The organism is Vibrio splendidus (assembly GCF_001557875.1).
GTDB classification, from domain to species: domain Bacteria; phylum Pseudomonadota; class Gammaproteobacteria; order Enterobacterales; family Vibrionaceae; genus Vibrio; species Vibrio splendidus_F.
This window is the reverse complement of sequence record NZ_LNRF01000001.1, coordinates 932,526-948,050: the sequence shown is the minus strand read 5'-3', so window position 1 is coordinate 948,050 and position 15,525 is coordinate 932,526. Positions and strand designations below refer to the sequence as shown.

Genomic DNA, 15,525 nt, shown 5'->3' with positions numbered 1-15,525 from the left:
CCAACCACCAAATCAAAATAATAACGATCAAAGGATTTCAATTATGGGCTGTTGCGACGCTCCGGGCTTGATGCCAATTGAAGAAGCACTAAATAAGCTGCTATCACCAATTAAACCTATTCAAACGACCTTATCACTGCCATTGGCAGAAGCATTGGGTTACGTACTTGCTGAAGATATTCTATCCCCTATTTTTGTACCTCCTTTTGATAACTCAGCAATGGACGGCTATGCACTGCGCTTAGCAGACCTAGAGAACGGTAAAGTGCTGCCTTTAGCGGGTAAGTCCTTTGCAGGTCAACCTTTTGAAGGTGAATGGCCAGCAAACACATGTATTCGTATCATGACAGGCGCAAAGATCCCGGAAGGGTGCGATGCGGTCATCATGCAAGAAAATACGGCTGAAACTGACGCTGGCATTGAGATTCAACAAGACGACATCAAGCTGAACAATAACATTCGCCCTACTGGTGACGACATCAAACAAGGCGATATCGTTCTTAGCCGCGGCGAACGTTTAACACCTCGTGACATTCCAATGATTGCTTCGCTCGGTGTGAGCCATGTAACTGTGACACACAAGCCTAAAGTCGCTTTCTTCTCTACTGGCGATGAGCTCAAGCCATTAGGCCAGCCTCTTGAAGACGGTCAGATCTACGACAGCAACCGCTACGGCATTAAACCGCTGATTGAAGCGTTTGGTTGTGAAGCGATTGACCTGGGTATCATCCCTGATTGCCCTGCAACGCTTAAAGAAACCTTCGAAAAAGCTCAAGAACTTGCAGATGTTGTCGTGACTTCTGGCGGTGTGAGTGTTGGTGAAGCGGATTACACCAAAGATATTTTGGAAGAGCTCGGCCAAATCGGCTTTTGGAAGCTAGCAATCAAGCCAGGTAAACCGTTCGCATTCGGTGAATTGGATAACGCGTGGTTCTGTGGCTTACCGGGTAACCCAGTGTCGGCGATGATGACCATGTACGTTTTAGTTCAGCCCATGCTGGCTAAATTGGCTGGTCACACAGCATGGACAGCACCAGAGTCGATTCCTGCTATCACTAAGTCTGCATTCAAAAAAGGCCCAGGCCGTACTGATTACCAACGTGGCATCTACTCGATCGAAAACGGTCAGTTTGTAGTAGAAACAACAGGTAATCAAAGCTCCGGCGCTTTCCGCTCAATGAGCTTAGCAAACTGCTTTGTGGTCCTAGAGCGTGAACGTGGCCGCGTTGAAGTCGGTGAAACGGTTCAGATTCAACTGTTTAACTCGACGCTTTACTAACGAGGCTTGATGATGGAAATACTGTCTGACGCAGAGATGCTTCGCTACAACCGCCAAATCATTCTTAAACAGTTTGATTTTGAAGGCCAAGAAGCGCTGAAACGGAGCTCAATCTTAGTACTGGGTGCCGGCGGCTTAGGCTGTGCCTCTGCTCAATACCTTGCGACGGCGGGCATTGGTAAGCTGACATTGATCGACGATGATATTGTCGAGCTTTCAAACTTGCAGCGCCAAGTGCTTCACACCGATGCTGATATTGGTAAGAAGAAGGTCGATTCTGCCGCTGAATCGTTACAGGTCCTGAACCCTCACCTGACGATTGAAACTGTCGATCACAGGCTTGATGACCAAACACTTGGCAAGTTGATTGAAGCACACTCTCTTGTTCTTGATGCCAGTGACAACGTTGAAACACGCAATCAATTGAACCGCTTATGTTACGCGTCAAAAACGCCACTCGTATCAGGTGCAGCGATTCGTATGGAAGGTCAGATCAGCGTATTCACTTATCAAGATGAAAACGCACCTTGCTACCAGTGCTTGAGCGCTCTATTCGGCAACGCTGCTCTAAGCTGTGTTGAAGCCGGTGTGATGGCACCTGTTGTTGGCATGGTGGGCGCGGCACAGGCTTTGGAAGCGATTAAAGTTATCGCTCAATTTGGACAACCAAAGCAAGGCAAACTTTTGATTCTCGATGCCATGTCGCATAGCTGGCGTGAAATGAATTTAATGAAGATGCCTAATTGTTCGGTGTGTGGATAGGCTGAATCCTATCCCCTCTTATCGAAAATCTAAGCCTTGACTAGATGTCAGGGCTTTTTTAGGTCTCGACAATAGCTTCTCAAATCGCTTTATCAATTTGAAATACTCTATGAGTAATTAGTTTCATTTGAATTCTCATTTTGAGAATACAATGAGAACCTCAGCAATTCAAAATATAAACATTAAAAATCAACAACTTAAAAATGGCACGTAACTTGTAAAAGTATCTAGACCTTCCATGACAAGGATGTAGATATGAGAATTACAACGTTAAGTTTGCTATTAAGTGCGCCCCTAGTCGCCAACGCAGCCCCATTTGATACCTGCCCGAGTAAGGCTTACTTGTTTCAGTCCAAACCCGTTGAGGTTTGGGGTGTCAATCTAGTAACTGGTTCAACTACCCTTCTCGAAGACGACACGGGTATGAATGCCAATATCAATGGTGTCGGTTTCGACTTTCAAGACAGATATATATACGGCTACGACACCACTAATAAACGCCTAGTTCGCCTTGGTCAAGATTTCCAAGCAGAAGTAATCAATACCAGTGGCTTACCAACCGATCACACCTTTTATGTTGGTGATGTCTACAACCATGTGTACTACTTATATCGTACAGGAAAAGGGTTATTCACCGTTGACCTATCGCCTTTAGATGCCGATCCAAATGCGACTGTTACCGTTAACAAAATTGTAGGCAGCCCAGCAACCGTAAAATTGACTGATTTCGCCTTCCATCCAAGTGATGGCTCTTTATATGGTATCGATAATAACTCTGGTGGCTTATACAGCTTCAACCCTACAACTGGTGCCGAAACCTACATCGGCGACACCGGCGAGTTAGGTACGTTCGGTGCTGGCTATTTTGATGTCAATGGCTACTACTACGTATCTCGAAACCAAGACGGTAAAATTTACCGTATCAACCTGTCTCCAGACAACGCTGCCAATATCGCGGCAGGTATTGTTCCAGCCGTTGAATTTGTTTCGAATGGCCCAGCTTCTGGTCAAAACGATGGTGCTCGTTGTGCTAATGCACCTGTTGTTGATGAAGACTCAAACATCGACTTCGGTGATGCTCCAGACAGCTACCTAACGTTACTGGCGAGCAATGGTCCTCGACATGAGCTTGATGGCATCACTTGGTTGGGTACAACACCACCAGATGCTGACTTGGATGGTTACGTTACACCGCAATCTGATGAAAGTGTTGGCATTGATGATGAGTGGGCAAACGGTGGTATCGGTTTTGTTACTGCGCTTGAAGCCGGGCTTGATTCAAAAGTGGTGATTGAAGCTTCAACAACCGGTTACCTTTCGGCTTGGATCGACTGGAACCAAGACGGTAGCTTCGATGGTGCGAACGAACAAGTATTTACAGATTACCTGTTAGATGCCGGTGAAAATGAGTTATTCCTAAATGTCGACATTAACGCACTTACTGGTAGCACATGGGCTCGATTCAGATTCAGTCAACAAACCAACTTAAGCTACTTCGGCGGTTCAACCTCAGGTGAGGTAGTGGATATTCAAGTTGATGTATTGAATGATGGTGCCACTGCACGCTATTTCCCAAGTGCTTCTGGTTACGCCACCCTCGCATACGAAGATAATTGGCCTTACAAAGCCGATTACGACATGAATGACGCCGTTCTTTTCTATCGTATAACCGAGATTATTAAAGAAGGTAAGGTCGTTAAATCTACTATCGACGGACGCTTAGCTGCTGTCGGGGCATCGTACAGAAACGGGTTTGCAGTTCGACTTCCTAACCTAGACCCGAGCTTAGTTAGCAGCGGAAACTCTTACATGAAGCACAATGGAGTGTTCACTGATTTAGACTTAGAAGAAGGGCGTAGCGAGGCAATATTTGTTATTGCTAACGACCTTACAGAGAAAGTCAGTACCGGTTGTACCTTCTACCGTACGAGTAACGGATGTAAGAATGACGAACAGTTCTCCTTCCAAATAGGTATTACTTTAGCTGGCGACGGAGTGAGTACTGTCAGTTGGACTGACATGCCTTATGACCCATTCATCTTTGCAACACCTGGACATTATCACGGTGAAAACCTACCTCTACATCCAGGACGCAGCTGGGAGGTTCATTTACCAGACCAAGCGCCAACCGAGGCCTTTGATACCACAAACCTCTTTGAGGCAGGATTAGGCGTCGATGACAGCAACCCAGCAACAGGAAAATATTTTAAAACGACAGAGAATCATCCATGGGCACTGATAATAACTTCAGACGATGAATGGGAATGGCCTCTAGAGTATGTGGATATTGTGACTGCTTACCCAGAGTTCAAACAATACGCGGAATCGGGTGGTGATACGAACCAAACATGGTACCAGTCACCTGCAGACAACCAACGCTATGAACCTTAAGGAGAGACGTTATGACTATTTACACTAAACAATATCGAGACAATCATTGCGTTGATTCAAGTCGCAATCTCTCTAAGGAAGAAAGTATGTCTGTACAAAGCACTTGGAACATGAAGAAATCACTAGCTGTTATTTTAGCTGCAACGCCACTGGTATTAGTCGGTTGTGGGGGCGGTGGTGGAGGTGGCGGCAGTGCATCGACACCATCACCAGCAACTCCAGTAGTAACGACACCAACTCCTTCGCCAGCACCAGCGACAAGTGCTGTAGCTACGCCATCCTATACAATGAATGACTTGGTGGTACCTGACGGGTTTGACTACAGCTCTGTTGAGCAGTTTGATCTCGACATCGACATCAGCAGCATTTCGACAGACCGTTCTTTTGTGACTATTTATAGCCGTTTTAGCACAAGAGCCGATTCAACCTTGAAGCCGGACTACTCCAGTAAAGTCATTGCGGGCCCATTAGACAATGGAGTATTCGCATCAAACTTTACTGCACCAGTGAATCACGACTCACTCTTGATAGAGATTTGGTTTTACGATGGTCAACCGCCACTGCAACAAGTGGTCTCCAGCGGGGAGTCTCAGATAGTTTGGTAGTTAGTGGCTAATCATCTGGTAGCAAGTTGTTTAATAGCAAGTAGCTTGTCGCTAGCGAGCTCTAAGACGAAACAGATTCAGAATTGATTCTTTGTAAGTAGAAAGTGAGCAGAAATGCTCACTTTTTTATTTTCATCGAATAGCGGTTAGTTCAGCTTTCTTAGCCAGCAGCATTCACTTTACCGCCAATCTCACTTATATTTTCAATATAACCTTCAAAGACTTACTCTCATGAAACAGTTTAAAATAGGTCTATTTATATTGATATGCGGTGTGGGTGTGTTATTGGCCCTCACCTATTTCCCGCTAACATCTGAGACAGGGCAACGCATTCAAGCCAAGGTGATTTCGAACACGCTTACTCAATCCTTAGATGGGCACAGGCGTTACCTTACGGTTCAGACAAAAGATAATGACGTATTTCGGATCTCTATTGCTCCAACCACAGACTGCCCTATTGATTCTGTGGTTGCGCTTGATACATTAATCAATCAAATAACCGGACAAAGCAGTTATCAGTTCATCCACTGTCGATCCGCACAGTAGCCATCGATGTAACAACTGTATTCGCTAAAACAACAAGAATGGATATAACAATAATGAATCAGCCACTCATCTCACCAGAACAACTTCAACAACGTTTGCTAGCAGAAGACAATATCATCATCCTCGACGCCAGTATCGAGTTTCAAATTCCGAGTGAGTCAGAAAAGATCAAAGGACAAGTGATTCCTGGAGCGATTCGTTTTGACTACGATAAAGACTTTTGTAACAAGCACACTTTGCTCCCTCACATGTTTCCGACCGAGAAACACTTCAACACACGTGCACAAGAAATCGGGATCAACCAAGACAGTACGATTGTGGTGTACGATAACTCCGGAACCTTCGCTTCGCCCCGTGCGTGGTGGATGTTTATGGCAATGGGACACAACAACGTACACATTTTAGACGGTGGCTTGCCAGCATGGATAGACGCAGGCTATGCAACAGAGACTGACTATCGAACCGAAGTGCAAACAGGCAATTTCGAAGGCAATATTCAAGAAAACTATTTTGTTAGTGCTCAGCAGATCGAAAGTTACTCAACTGACAAGAGCGCAAGCATTGTAGACGCTCGTTCTCAAGCTCGTTTTGACTCAGAAGTTCCGGAGCCACGCGAAGGCCTGCGCAGTGGTCACATCCCAAACTCAGTTTGCTTACCGTTCGCTCAAGTATTAAATGATGGCAAATTAAGAACTCAAGATGAATTAGTTGAGATCTTTTCAACCTTAGATCTCCCCCCTTCTCAACCAATGTTCTTTAGCTGTGGTTCAGGTGTGACAGCTTGCATCATTTTATTAGCCGCTAGACTGGCTGGTTATTCAGGTAAAATGGGCGTTTACGATGGTTCATGGACGGAATGGGGTGCTAACGACAAACTGCCTATCGCCGTGACTAAAAAGTAATTCAACTTCGCTTACTGCCACTGTTAGAATATACTGCGCATGCATAAAGAGCTTACTGATAATGATGACCTCACATCTCATGAAGTAAGCCTTTGTGCCGCAGTTAACACTATGTTCGCTTGAGGCCAAGACTCGATTAACGCTGTTTGATTGGTAATCCACATCAACTTGCTAACCATAATTTGTGATTAATCATAAACTAATCGTTATCAAAATTATGAATACTAACATTTCACTCAAGAATCTCTGCTCATAGTCGTTACACTATTTAATCATTAATACTTTCATTTTGGATATTTGTATCCTTCGTTGCATGAATCACGCTGACGACCCAATAGTTTGTCACTTGCTCTCTGTTAATAGTAGTAACCAACAAAAGGCATCTCATGGCTCTATTTAAGAAAAATATCTGGTCGCTGTACGCTCTGATCGTGCTGCTTACCGTGATACTTTTCGCCGTGTTGGGCGTAACCAAATGGCAAGCAAACAGAGCAGACTTCATTGAGCAACAACTTATCCAGGTCGAGCTCTTTTCCAGTTCGGTAAGCTCTCTGTTAACCAGTCAGGAAGCATTGCTTGAAGTGGTTGGGCACCAATTGGCTCAACAGTCTGACTTTACCCGTACAGCTTCTATTCAGATTCGACCAATATTAGATAAGCTACTTGATACTCACCCAGCAATTGCTGCATTTGGATTACTTAATCCTCAAGGCGACTATCTTGCAATCAGTTCGAACCTACAACTGTCTGATCAATATAACTTGCTGAATTACCCGCATACTAGAGACTCATTTCTTGAAGCTATGTCTAGTGAAAAAATGGTCTTGGGGCGAACTTATTTCCAAGAATCACTTAACAGCTTAGTGATCCCGTTAAGAAAGTCGATTTCAATCGATGGCAAGAACATCGACGCAGTTATGACTGCGGGGTTGCGTTTAGACAGTACGATCGTATTTGAAAGCAATGCACACGCAGGTAGCTACAACACGTTAACCCTGCTCAGAACAGACAACTATCGTCAGTTCTTTTCTAGCGATATCGAATCACTTGAGGCCTATTTGAACCCTGTTCCTAACGACCTGATGAAACGCATTAGCAAAAGCTTTTCAGAACAAGTGAACATCAGCGTCAAAGAGGCAAAAACGGGCAAAGGCACCTACTCTTTCAGTATTGATGACGACACATATCACTCACTCGTTAGCGCGAAATACATTCCAGACTACAAGCTTTGGGTTGTCGGCCGCACAGACCTATCGCACGTCGATGGCCTATTCATCAAAGAGTTCGGAATTCTTTTTGTTGCTTTTGTTTTTCTTCAGTTTGGTTTCTACTTTTTAGTAAAGTCGATTGCCAAAAACGAGCAACGTACTCGAAGCCAACTCATTTACCAAGCGAATCATGACCCATTAACCTCCCTACCCAATCGTTTATACATGCGTAAAAACATTGGTCAATGGATTGAAGATGAGTCTAAGCAATTCTCTCTATTGTTTATCGATATCGATAACTTTAAATGCGTCAATGATACCCACGGGCACGACTTTGGTGACAAAGTACTTAAACAGATCGCCTTGCGTTTGATGAGATTCCGCTCTCGAGTCAGCCTGCTGGTACGCGAATCCAGTGATGAGTTTTTATTCTTAACACCTTTATCGAATGAAGCTGAAATTAAACGGCTCGCCAAGCGAATTATTGAAGTGCTTTCCCAACCTTATGAAGTCGAAAGCGCTCAGTTTTTGTTGGGTTGCAGCATTGGCGTCGCGCGGTTCCCTGAACACGGACAAGATTTAGATAGCCTGTTACGCTCTGCCGACATTTCCATGTACAAAGCGAAGCAACAGCAAAACTCGTACAGTATTTTCACTACGCAAATGCAAGATGCCCACCTCTACAGAATGAAAGTAGAACAAAGGCTACGTATCGCTATCGAGAAACAAACGCTGTTCATGGTATTTCAGCCACTGGTTCGCGCCAATGAAAGTATTCACGGTGTAGAAGCTCTTGTTCGTTGGGTTGATGACGAACTAGGCTTCGTTCCACCTGATGTCTTTATACCGGTGGCTGAAAGCACCGGTTTGATGCAAAAGCTCGGTACTTTTATTATTGAATCCAGCGTTATGCAGATAGCTCATTTGCACCGAACAACCGAACAAAAGATCGGGCTTTCAATCAACATCTCTGTTCGTCAATTTTCTCATAGCTCTTTCTCTGAGCACTTGTTTGCCACACTTGAGAAATATCAGTTCTCTGAAAGTTGCCTAACATTAGAGATCACCGAAAGCCTGTTTATCGAAGATGTCGATATAGTGAAGCCGATTTTCGAGGCTCTACACCAAAAGAATATCAAGATATCTTTAGATGACTTTGGTACAGGCTACTCATCACTGAGTATGTTAAAAGTACTCCCTATTGATGAACTGAAGATCGACAAGAGCTTTATTGAAAATATTGCTGTCGATCAGCAATCACTAACGATGGTGCAAAACATCATCGCAATCGGTAAGAACTTTGGCATGGTGGTATTGGCTGAAGGCGTAGAATCAAACGAACATTTCGCGATTCTAAAGGCCTGTGGATGTGATTTGATGCAAGGCTATTACTTCTCTCGCCCTATTCCTTATGATGAGTTGTACGAATTTTTATCTCCAACTTCAGTCAAGGAAGTAGAACTGACAGAACCCGAAAGTTAACAGATAAGAAGAGATATTTGCATCTATGCTTTCCCAAAAACAGAGATGAATTTAAGGCTCACTTAATCTGGATTCGGTAAGCTTTGACTCCATAAGTCACTCTCTATCTTTTTTTGATATCCATACGCAAACAGCTTTTGCATATACTCTAGGCTAAACGAGTTAAGGTTATCTTTCGAAAAATCATCGTCTATGTAAGCAAGATGAAAGCCAATCTGATTTCGCTCACTGTAATTATAGATATGTTCTATATCACCAATACTTTGCCGGCGAATCAAGATCGATAAAGCACGGTAAGAGACTGACGCTAAACCATTTTCCACTTCTTCGAATTCTGGCTTCAGGAAACCATTACGTATGACGTAGATGTTCCTTTTTACGTCTCTTGACGTTGACGCCAAAGGTGTTTGAAAACCTTGAGGAATGAGAAACACTTGTCGTGACACGCCACCATCTACATGCAACTCATCTAGCGTTCCTCCTTCATAAGGCAGCACAATTCGAGTCGCGGGAAACAGGCCTGGTACAGCACTACTCGCGATAATAATATCTTGGATCAAATATCGTGCTTCAGGCGTACCGATCTGCGCTATTTTTCCAATGTCCCAAATTGCCATTTTTTGATTATCTAAACTGGTTGTTGCTATCAGCAATAACCGCCCTTTACTTCTCTCAAGTGCAAGCTGATTAAGCATAGTGACATCGACAGCGTGACGCACTTTGCGTTCAAAGCCACTCACATCCACCATTGAGTGACGAAAAGGTAACTTAAAAATCGAGTTACGCTTAAACATCTCTTCAGCTGTCGTTCTCGTATAGTAGTACTCTAGTGCTTGATCGTAATCACTTCCTAAAAAGGCAAACACCGACACAATTGCACCGGTTGAAACTCCCGTGACCACGTCGAACTCCGGTCGAGTACCGCTTTTGGTCCATGCATTCAAAACACCAGCAGAGAAAGCTCCATCAAACCCGCCCCCAGACAAAGCAAGATGATTCACCTGTCCAGACAGGTTGCTGTACTCAACTAATGAATCTATCGCGTTATCAATATCGTAATTATCAGCAGAGTTGACAGACTCATCCCAAAATCTCAACCCAGGAGTATTAAGGGGATTTATCTGCTCAGACTTTAAGGAGATGTTTCGCTCAGGGGTTTGTGCGCACCCAGACGTGACGAGTATCAGTAACAGCGTAATAACTACCGCATAACGTGGCGTCATTATCGTTTCTCTTTCAAGCTTGGGGAGTTATCTAACGCTTTATATTCAAGTATTTCTTGCATCAACAAAATAAACAAAGCGCTAACGACAACTGCAATAAAAATTGAACTAAACCTATATAAAATAGAAAAAATAGCGTCTTGCTCACTTGGGGTTAAAGCCGTCGTCAAAGGTACCGTTAATGAAGCCATCCCGGCAGAGGCAAGGGCAGATTTTAATTTACCTTGTGTGTGCCAATAACAGAATGGCCCCATAGCAATTGTGAATAATAACCAATACAAAATTGCATTTTCGTACCATGGTCCAAGAATCAATTGCACAGCCAAGCCTGTAATACAGCCCAGCGCTGTACCAATCACTCTCACTTTGGCCATTTGCACTGCACCTGAACAAGTTAAAGGTGCCAAAATTACAAGTATTGATGCGTATGCAGCCGATGAGTCATAAAGATCAACAACTTGAAATACGATAAAAGACAGCATCACGACAACCCAAATAACCATGATTTGCGTTGCATCGTACTGAATAGGCAGTGCTGTTTCTTCTGGCTGTTGGTTCTTGTCTGTCGCGTCCGGGAATAACCAATGTGCCATAGAGCAGATCACAATATTCATAAAGCAATACACGCCAATCGTGATTGATATTTCTTCTATATCGATAAAGTCGTAACTACTTAGATGCAATAAAATAGATATCGCAATCAATCCCATATAGCCGATAATAAAGGTTTGTTTCTTTGTCATCGCAATACATTTAAAGAGAAATACTCCCGCTACAGCGATCAACAAAGCAAAGGGGTAACTTCCGAAAGCTCCCCATAGTAAATTAGCCTGGATTATTGACCAAAGTGCACTAGCCGCAATGATCAACAACAGAGGTAGGTTCAAGCTATCACTTAGGCTAAGTACAAAAAGGGGCAGCAGGATCGCCAAAAAGCCCAGTTCCCAGCCCATACTCATACTTATGGCTAAACCGAATGAACAACCAAACCATATTCGAAACGTCTTCATCGCGACCGCCTAATAGATGAAATGAAACCAGCTAACCAAACGGATACGCATCTTAGCGACAAGCCCCCAAAAGCGATTATCGTTTGAGTACAAGGCTAACGTCGCTCTAGAACCAACAAATAGTGGGCTCGGCAACACACCGTCACTCTGTAGATTGATTCTTGTTCGTTGTGCATCGCGTACCCAACGGTTATTCCCTTCAATTTGAGTTAACGTACCGTTTGGGGTTTGGTGAGCGGAAGCAACACCTAAATCTCGACTCGCGACACGATAGTCAAATATCTGTCCGGGATGAGCATCAAACGTAACAAGCGCTCGATAGCTTTCTTGAACATGCGCCACAGACTTTTCTCTAAAATCAGCCGCGACCCACATAGAACCATCAGATATTAATGTAATCAACGGCATATTGGCTGTCGCCATTGCTCCAACTTCTAAACGTAAGTTAGTAACGACACCATCGCTTTGTGAACGCACTGTGGTATTCATTAAATCAAGCTGTGCTTGCTTAACTCTATTTTCAGCCAGCAATACATCAGTTGTTGGCTGACCCGCTTCTCCTAAACGAGCGACCAAAGTGCTAAGGTTATGCTTTTCAATCTCAAGTACCGAGCTTGCAACTTGGTACTGTTTAAAAACATTGTCTAGATATGATGCCGACACTGCTTGATTTTTGGCAAGCTCGGCAATTCGGAGATAGTCTGTTTCTGCATTTTTATAACTGGCTTCGGCCCTAGATATGCTCGCTATCGCCATCTTTTTCTGAGCATATAAAGAACGTTCTTGTTCTTTTGCCGCTTTCAATGACAACTCAGCTTGCTCCAGCGCTATTTGGTATCGACTCGAGTCCAGTTCGAATAGCACGTCGCCCTTTTCAACCACTTCATTGTTCTCAACGAATACTCGTATGACTCGACTTGTCACCTCTGGCGCTATCTGCACAACTTGTCCATAAACACGTCCTTCAGTTGTGAAAGGGGCTCGACGATCCGCGATAATTAAATACACAAATAAGACAACAAATACGCTACCCAAAATTTTCATGGTGCGCTTAAATACTTGCTTTTGCTGCATGCTACATCCTCACCGAACAGATTTTTGTGCAATTATAGTCATAATGAAATCTATCTGGTATGCTCACAAAGAGCCCACACTTGAGCTAAAAATAGGACAATGAAAGCAAGTTTTGACGATATCAGACTATTTTCCCAAGTCGTACTTCATGGAGGGATCAGTGCTGCAGCTAAGGCAAATAATATGCAGCGCTCAAAGGTCAGCCGTCGCTTAAAAACGTTAGAATCCTCTCTAGGTACAGAGCTCTTGATTCGTACCACGCGGAATATTGAACTAACTGGGGCTGGGAAACACTTGTACGAATTGGTGGCTAAGCAGGTTTATCACATTGAACAGGGAGTCGAAGCGTTGCAGGAAAGTCAGCGGGATTTCAATGGCCTATTGCGCCTAGCCATTCCGTCAGCTTTAATGAGTTCTAGTATTTTTAATTCCACTATCGAAGACTATTCAGCACAGTTTCCCAATGTGCAAATCGAAATTGAAAATTACCAAGATTCCGTGGACTTAAAGCGCCAGGGGCTTGATCTACAGATACTGCCTAATACCGTCGAGATCATCGACGATAGTTATGTTCAGTTTAGCTTGCTACATTATGGCTCAAGGCTCATCGCGACCAAACAGTACCTTGATAGTCACCCCTTCTGCGAAAGCTTAAATGACTTAAAGCTCCATCGTATTTTGTCCAATAGATACAGCGCTGACTTTCTTGATAAGTCCATTCAAATCCATTTAAAGTCCGACGATCTAAACCTTTTACTCAAGTTAGCGTTACAACACCGAGGGATTGCCTTTCTTCCAGATATCTATCTAACGCGATCAGGGGATGAATCCAACCTAGTACATGTTTTGCCAGAGGTTGATTTCCCTAAATTAAGTTTGACCATGATCTACCCTTCCGCGAATTCGTTATCGAAAAAGACTCGCTCATTCATCGATCTGTTTAAGCAAAATTTGGAGCAAAGTTTTTCACCAGAATAATTACTAAACCGACAGTACAAAGCGCAAATTTATGAGGTGTTTACATATAAAATAGCCAACTATTTAACCGAAAAGGGAGCCTAAGTTGGCTCCCTTTTTTACTCTATAAATGATCTATTTATACACCACTTAACAGAGCCGCCCAAAAAATAAAAACACATACAATAACAACAAAACCCATTATGACTTAACGGTGATGACAACTCTTCGGTTACAACCCGTCACCTTGTTGTCCGCCACCTTACAAATGGGTGCGCTTTCGCCATACGCATATTCAACGATGCGACTTCCTTGGTGAAGATCTTTCTTCAAGTAGCTCGCCACTTGTCCGGCACGGCGAGATGACAGGGTTTTGTTGTAGCCTTTACTGCCTACACTATCTGCGTGACCCTCTATATAAATCTTGGACTTATCACTGACTAAGCTCAGGTATTGTCCTAGTACTTGTTTATGGCTTTCATCCAATTGGTACACATTAGTTGAATAATTAAGCACCAGGGATTGCGTCGCTTTATCATAGAAACACACATCGTCTTGAGCCGCGACTTGGATCACCTCACTCTCTTTATTAAGCAGCTCATTCTGCGGTCTTTCATCACGCTCTAACAATTTACCCGTTACTTGAGTCGTCACAATATGAGAAGAGACTAACGTGGTCGATGTTATGTATTCATCGACATTGCCCAAGCAATTCGCATAGCCAACTGGAGAGAGCAGCATCATAGAAATAATCACTAGGTATCTCATGTTAATCCTTAAGTTTTCCTGTTTCTTCATTAATCAAATTCAAAATATACTTGTACACATCTTCACCATCTTTGGCGTGATAAATGTTTTTCTTGCCGAAGCAGTCTCCAAAGCCATCACTTGCTTGTACGCGGTAATTAATACCAATAACCCCCATTGTTACTTTTGTTTTCTCAGCTTCAGTTGGTGCATTGCTTTGGAAACGATTCCGTTTCGCTGAAATGGTTGAGCGCAGCTTTTTACACAACCCCTGATCCACTAATTTCTGTAAATAGGTCTCGTCGCTGTCACTACCATCGGATAACACAATGAACACCTGTTCAGGGTTAAGGTTGGTCGCTTTATTGGCTTCCTGTGCCGCAGCAATGATTCCATTCCAAGAAGAGGTGCCTCCACCAGCTTTCAACTGAGTGCTCATTAACTGAGCTCGAAAATTGTCATAATCCTCAGTCAATGGAATATCGTAAAACTTGTAGTAATCATCAAAATCATTGTTTCGCTTATAAAGTCGCTCTACTTCATATCGACTCATTCCATACGATGGTTCGATGATCTCGTCATACAAGATTGGTTTATCAAACATTCGTCTCACTGTTGTCCCGGGAGAGTTTCGAGCGTAGTCATAAGCGTATTTCTTTCTCCATGCGCCCCGATAGCCATAAGCGTTAAGCCTCACTATCTCATCGTCTTGTTTCACATGAAGAGGGTTGTACCCAAGCAAAGCGACTCTGCTTTTTTCTTCGGTATTAAACTCTTCAATGTCATCAACGACTCGCTTAATGGTTTCTTTCACGACATCTAACTTCATTTTGCCGTTCTTCCACGAGTTGCCCATAGATCCACTGAAGTCACCAATAAAGTAGACGTCTACTGGCTGAGGAAGATATTTGCGCGTCACAGCTCGGCCACTGACTGAAAATTCAGGCTTTAAATTCACGTCTTCGTATGCAATCCAAGACGTGTATTTGGCCGTTGCGCTCACCACAAAGTCGCTAAACGGTGCAAGCTCACCACTTGCTTGTACACAACCATCTTTGTACTCACATTTACTGGTATACACCGCTACATCGACATCATCTGTATTATCGACAACATAACGATCAACTAAGTAGCGTGCATACTTAACGTTGTTCTCTTCATCCTCTCTAGGGCTTGCGATAAGCGCTAGGCTCGCTACCTCTGCCGCTTCCAGTAACCTGGTATGCGCAAGCATCTGTTGCGACATCTGCATCGAAAACGCCATAAAAATAACCATCATTGGTAACAGGCCGACGAACAGAATACCCGCTACTCCCTTATTTCTTTTTATTGAACGCAT

13 protein-coding genes are annotated in these 15,525 nt (G+C 43.6%); 8 read left to right on the top strand and 5 right to left on the bottom strand.

The genetic code is table 11. From position 1 onward, the window contains the following. The first annotated feature begins 43 nt into the window (after positions 1-43). The 7 genes from moeA (at position 44) to ATB74_RS03980 (ending at position 9,175) form a co-directional block, all read left to right on the top strand. The gene (moeA, locus tag ATB74_RS04010; RefSeq protein ID WP_061016711.1) at positions 44-1,279 is read left to right on the top strand and encodes a molybdopterin molybdotransferase MoeA; all 1,236 of its coding nucleotides are present in this window, start codon (positions 44-46) and stop codon (positions 1,277-1,279) included. A gap of 12 nt (positions 1,280-1,291) precedes the next feature. Beyond that, the gene (gene moeB, locus ATB74_RS04005) at positions 1,292-2,041 is read left to right on the top strand and encodes a molybdopterin-synthase adenylyltransferase MoeB (RefSeq protein ID WP_061017724.1); all 750 of its coding nucleotides are present in this window, start codon (positions 1,292-1,294) and stop codon (positions 2,039-2,041) included. A gap of 255 nt (positions 2,042-2,296) precedes the next feature. Further along, positions 2,297-4,432: an LruC domain-containing protein gene (locus tag ATB74_RS04000; RefSeq protein ID WP_061016709.1), complete on the top strand. Its 2,136-nt coding sequence runs from the start codon at positions 2,297-2,299 to the stop codon at positions 4,430-4,432. An 11-nt stretch (positions 4,433-4,443) separates the two neighbouring features. Then, positions 4,444-5,037: a hypothetical protein gene (locus tag ATB74_RS03995; RefSeq protein ID WP_060980403.1), complete on the top strand. Its 594-nt coding sequence runs from the start codon at positions 4,444-4,446 to the stop codon at positions 5,035-5,037. 231 nt (positions 5,038-5,268) lie between these two features. Then, the gene (locus ATB74_RS03990; RefSeq protein ID WP_060980404.1) at positions 5,269-5,583 is read left to right on the top strand and encodes a hypothetical protein; all 315 of its coding nucleotides are present in this window, start codon (positions 5,269-5,271) and stop codon (positions 5,581-5,583) included. Between the two features lie 53 nt (positions 5,584-5,636). Continuing rightward, on the top strand, positions 5,637-6,485 hold the full coding sequence (locus ATB74_RS03985) for a sulfurtransferase (protein WP_060980405.1): 849 nt from the start codon (positions 5,637-5,639) through the stop codon (positions 6,483-6,485). 386 nt (positions 6,486-6,871) lie between these two features. After that, a complete protein-coding gene (locus ATB74_RS03980; RefSeq protein ID WP_061016707.1) occupies positions 6,872-9,175 on the top strand; it encodes a putative bifunctional diguanylate cyclase/phosphodiesterase in 2,304 nt (767 codons plus the stop codon). Positions 9,176-9,237: 62 nt separating this feature from the next. On the opposite strand, the gene ATB74_RS03975 is transcribed toward ATB74_RS03980, so the two are convergent. From ATB74_RS03975 to ATB74_RS03965, 3 genes are read right to left on the bottom strand one after another with little or no spacing between them, the layout of a single operon-like run. Then, positions 9,238-10,398, bottom strand: coding sequence for a patatin-like phospholipase family protein (locus ATB74_RS03975; RefSeq protein WP_060980407.1), 1,161 nt, complete (start codon positions 10,396-10,398; stop codon positions 9,238-9,240). After that, positions 10,398-11,408 carry a DUF2955 domain-containing protein gene (locus ATB74_RS03970; RefSeq protein WP_061016705.1) on the bottom strand — a complete coding sequence of 337 codons (1,011 nt, stop codon included), beginning with the start codon at positions 11,406-11,408 and terminating at the stop codon, positions 10,398-10,400. Before ATB74_RS03970 ends, ATB74_RS03975 begins: the two co-directional genes overlap by 1 nt. A 9-nt stretch (positions 11,409-11,417) precedes the next feature. After that, positions 11,418-12,482: an HlyD family secretion protein gene (locus ATB74_RS03965; RefSeq protein ID WP_060980409.1), complete on the bottom strand. Its 1,065-nt coding sequence runs from the start codon at positions 12,480-12,482 to the stop codon at positions 11,418-11,420. Positions 12,483-12,581: 99 nt separating this feature from the next. On the opposite strand from ATB74_RS03965, the gene ATB74_RS03960 reads away from it, so the two are divergent. Beyond that, positions 12,582-13,460, top strand: coding sequence for a LysR family transcriptional regulator (locus ATB74_RS03960; protein WP_060980410.1), 879 nt, complete (start codon positions 12,582-12,584; stop codon positions 13,458-13,460). Between the two features lie 180 nt (positions 13,461-13,640). Here ATB74_RS03960 and ATB74_RS03955 read toward each other — a convergent pair whose 3' ends face one another. After that, on the bottom strand, positions 13,641-14,207 hold the full coding sequence (locus ATB74_RS03955; RefSeq protein ID WP_061016703.1) for an OmpA family protein: 567 nt from the start codon (positions 14,205-14,207) through the stop codon (positions 13,641-13,643). A 1-nt stretch (position 14,208) separates the two neighbouring features. Continuing rightward, on the bottom strand, positions 14,209-15,525 hold the full coding sequence (locus ATB74_RS03950; RefSeq protein ID WP_155645051.1) for a TadE/TadG family type IV pilus assembly protein: 1,317 nt from the start codon (positions 15,523-15,525) through the stop codon (positions 14,209-14,211).

Excerpts from the sequence above, each read along its gene's own strand:
- moeA (WP_061016711.1), top strand. The coding sequence starts at position 44 with ATGGGCTGTTGCGACGCTCCGGGCTTGATGCCAATTGAAGAAGCACTA.
- moeB (WP_061017724.1), top strand. The coding sequence starts at position 1,292 with ATGGAAATACTGTCTGACGCAGAGATGCTTCGCTACAACCGCCAAATC.
- ATB74_RS04000 (WP_061016709.1), top strand. The coding sequence starts at position 2,297 with ATGAGAATTACAACGTTAAGTTTGCTATTAAGTGCGCCCCTAGTCGCC.
- ATB74_RS03995 (WP_060980403.1), top strand. The coding sequence starts at position 4,444 with ATGACTATTTACACTAAACAATATCGAGACAATCATTGCGTTGATTCA.
- ATB74_RS03990 (WP_060980404.1), top strand. The coding sequence starts at position 5,269 with ATGAAACAGTTTAAAATAGGTCTATTTATATTGATATGCGGTGTGGGT.
- ATB74_RS03985 (WP_060980405.1), top strand. The coding sequence starts at position 5,637 with ATGAATCAGCCACTCATCTCACCAGAACAACTTCAACAACGTTTGCTA.
- ATB74_RS03980 (WP_061016707.1), top strand. The coding sequence starts at position 6,872 with ATGGCTCTATTTAAGAAAAATATCTGGTCGCTGTACGCTCTGATCGTG.
- ATB74_RS03975 (WP_060980407.1), bottom strand. The coding sequence starts at position 10,398 with ATGACGCCACGTTATGCGGTAGTTATTACGCTGTTACTGATACTCGTC.
- ATB74_RS03970 (WP_061016705.1), bottom strand. The coding sequence starts at position 11,408 with ATGAAGACGTTTCGAATATGGTTTGGTTGTTCATTCGGTTTAGCCATA.
- ATB74_RS03965 (WP_060980409.1), bottom strand. The coding sequence starts at position 12,482 with ATGCAGCAAAAGCAAGTATTTAAGCGCACCATGAAAATTTTGGGTAGC.
- ATB74_RS03960 (WP_060980410.1), top strand. The coding sequence starts at position 12,582 with ATGAAAGCAAGTTTTGACGATATCAGACTATTTTCCCAAGTCGTACTT.
- ATB74_RS03955 (WP_061016703.1), bottom strand. The coding sequence starts at position 14,207 with ATGAGATACCTAGTGATTATTTCTATGATGCTGCTCTCTCCAGTTGGC.
- ATB74_RS03950 (WP_155645051.1), bottom strand. The coding sequence starts at position 15,525 with ATGCGTTCAATAAAAAGAAATAAGGGAGTAGCGGGTATTCTGTTCGTC.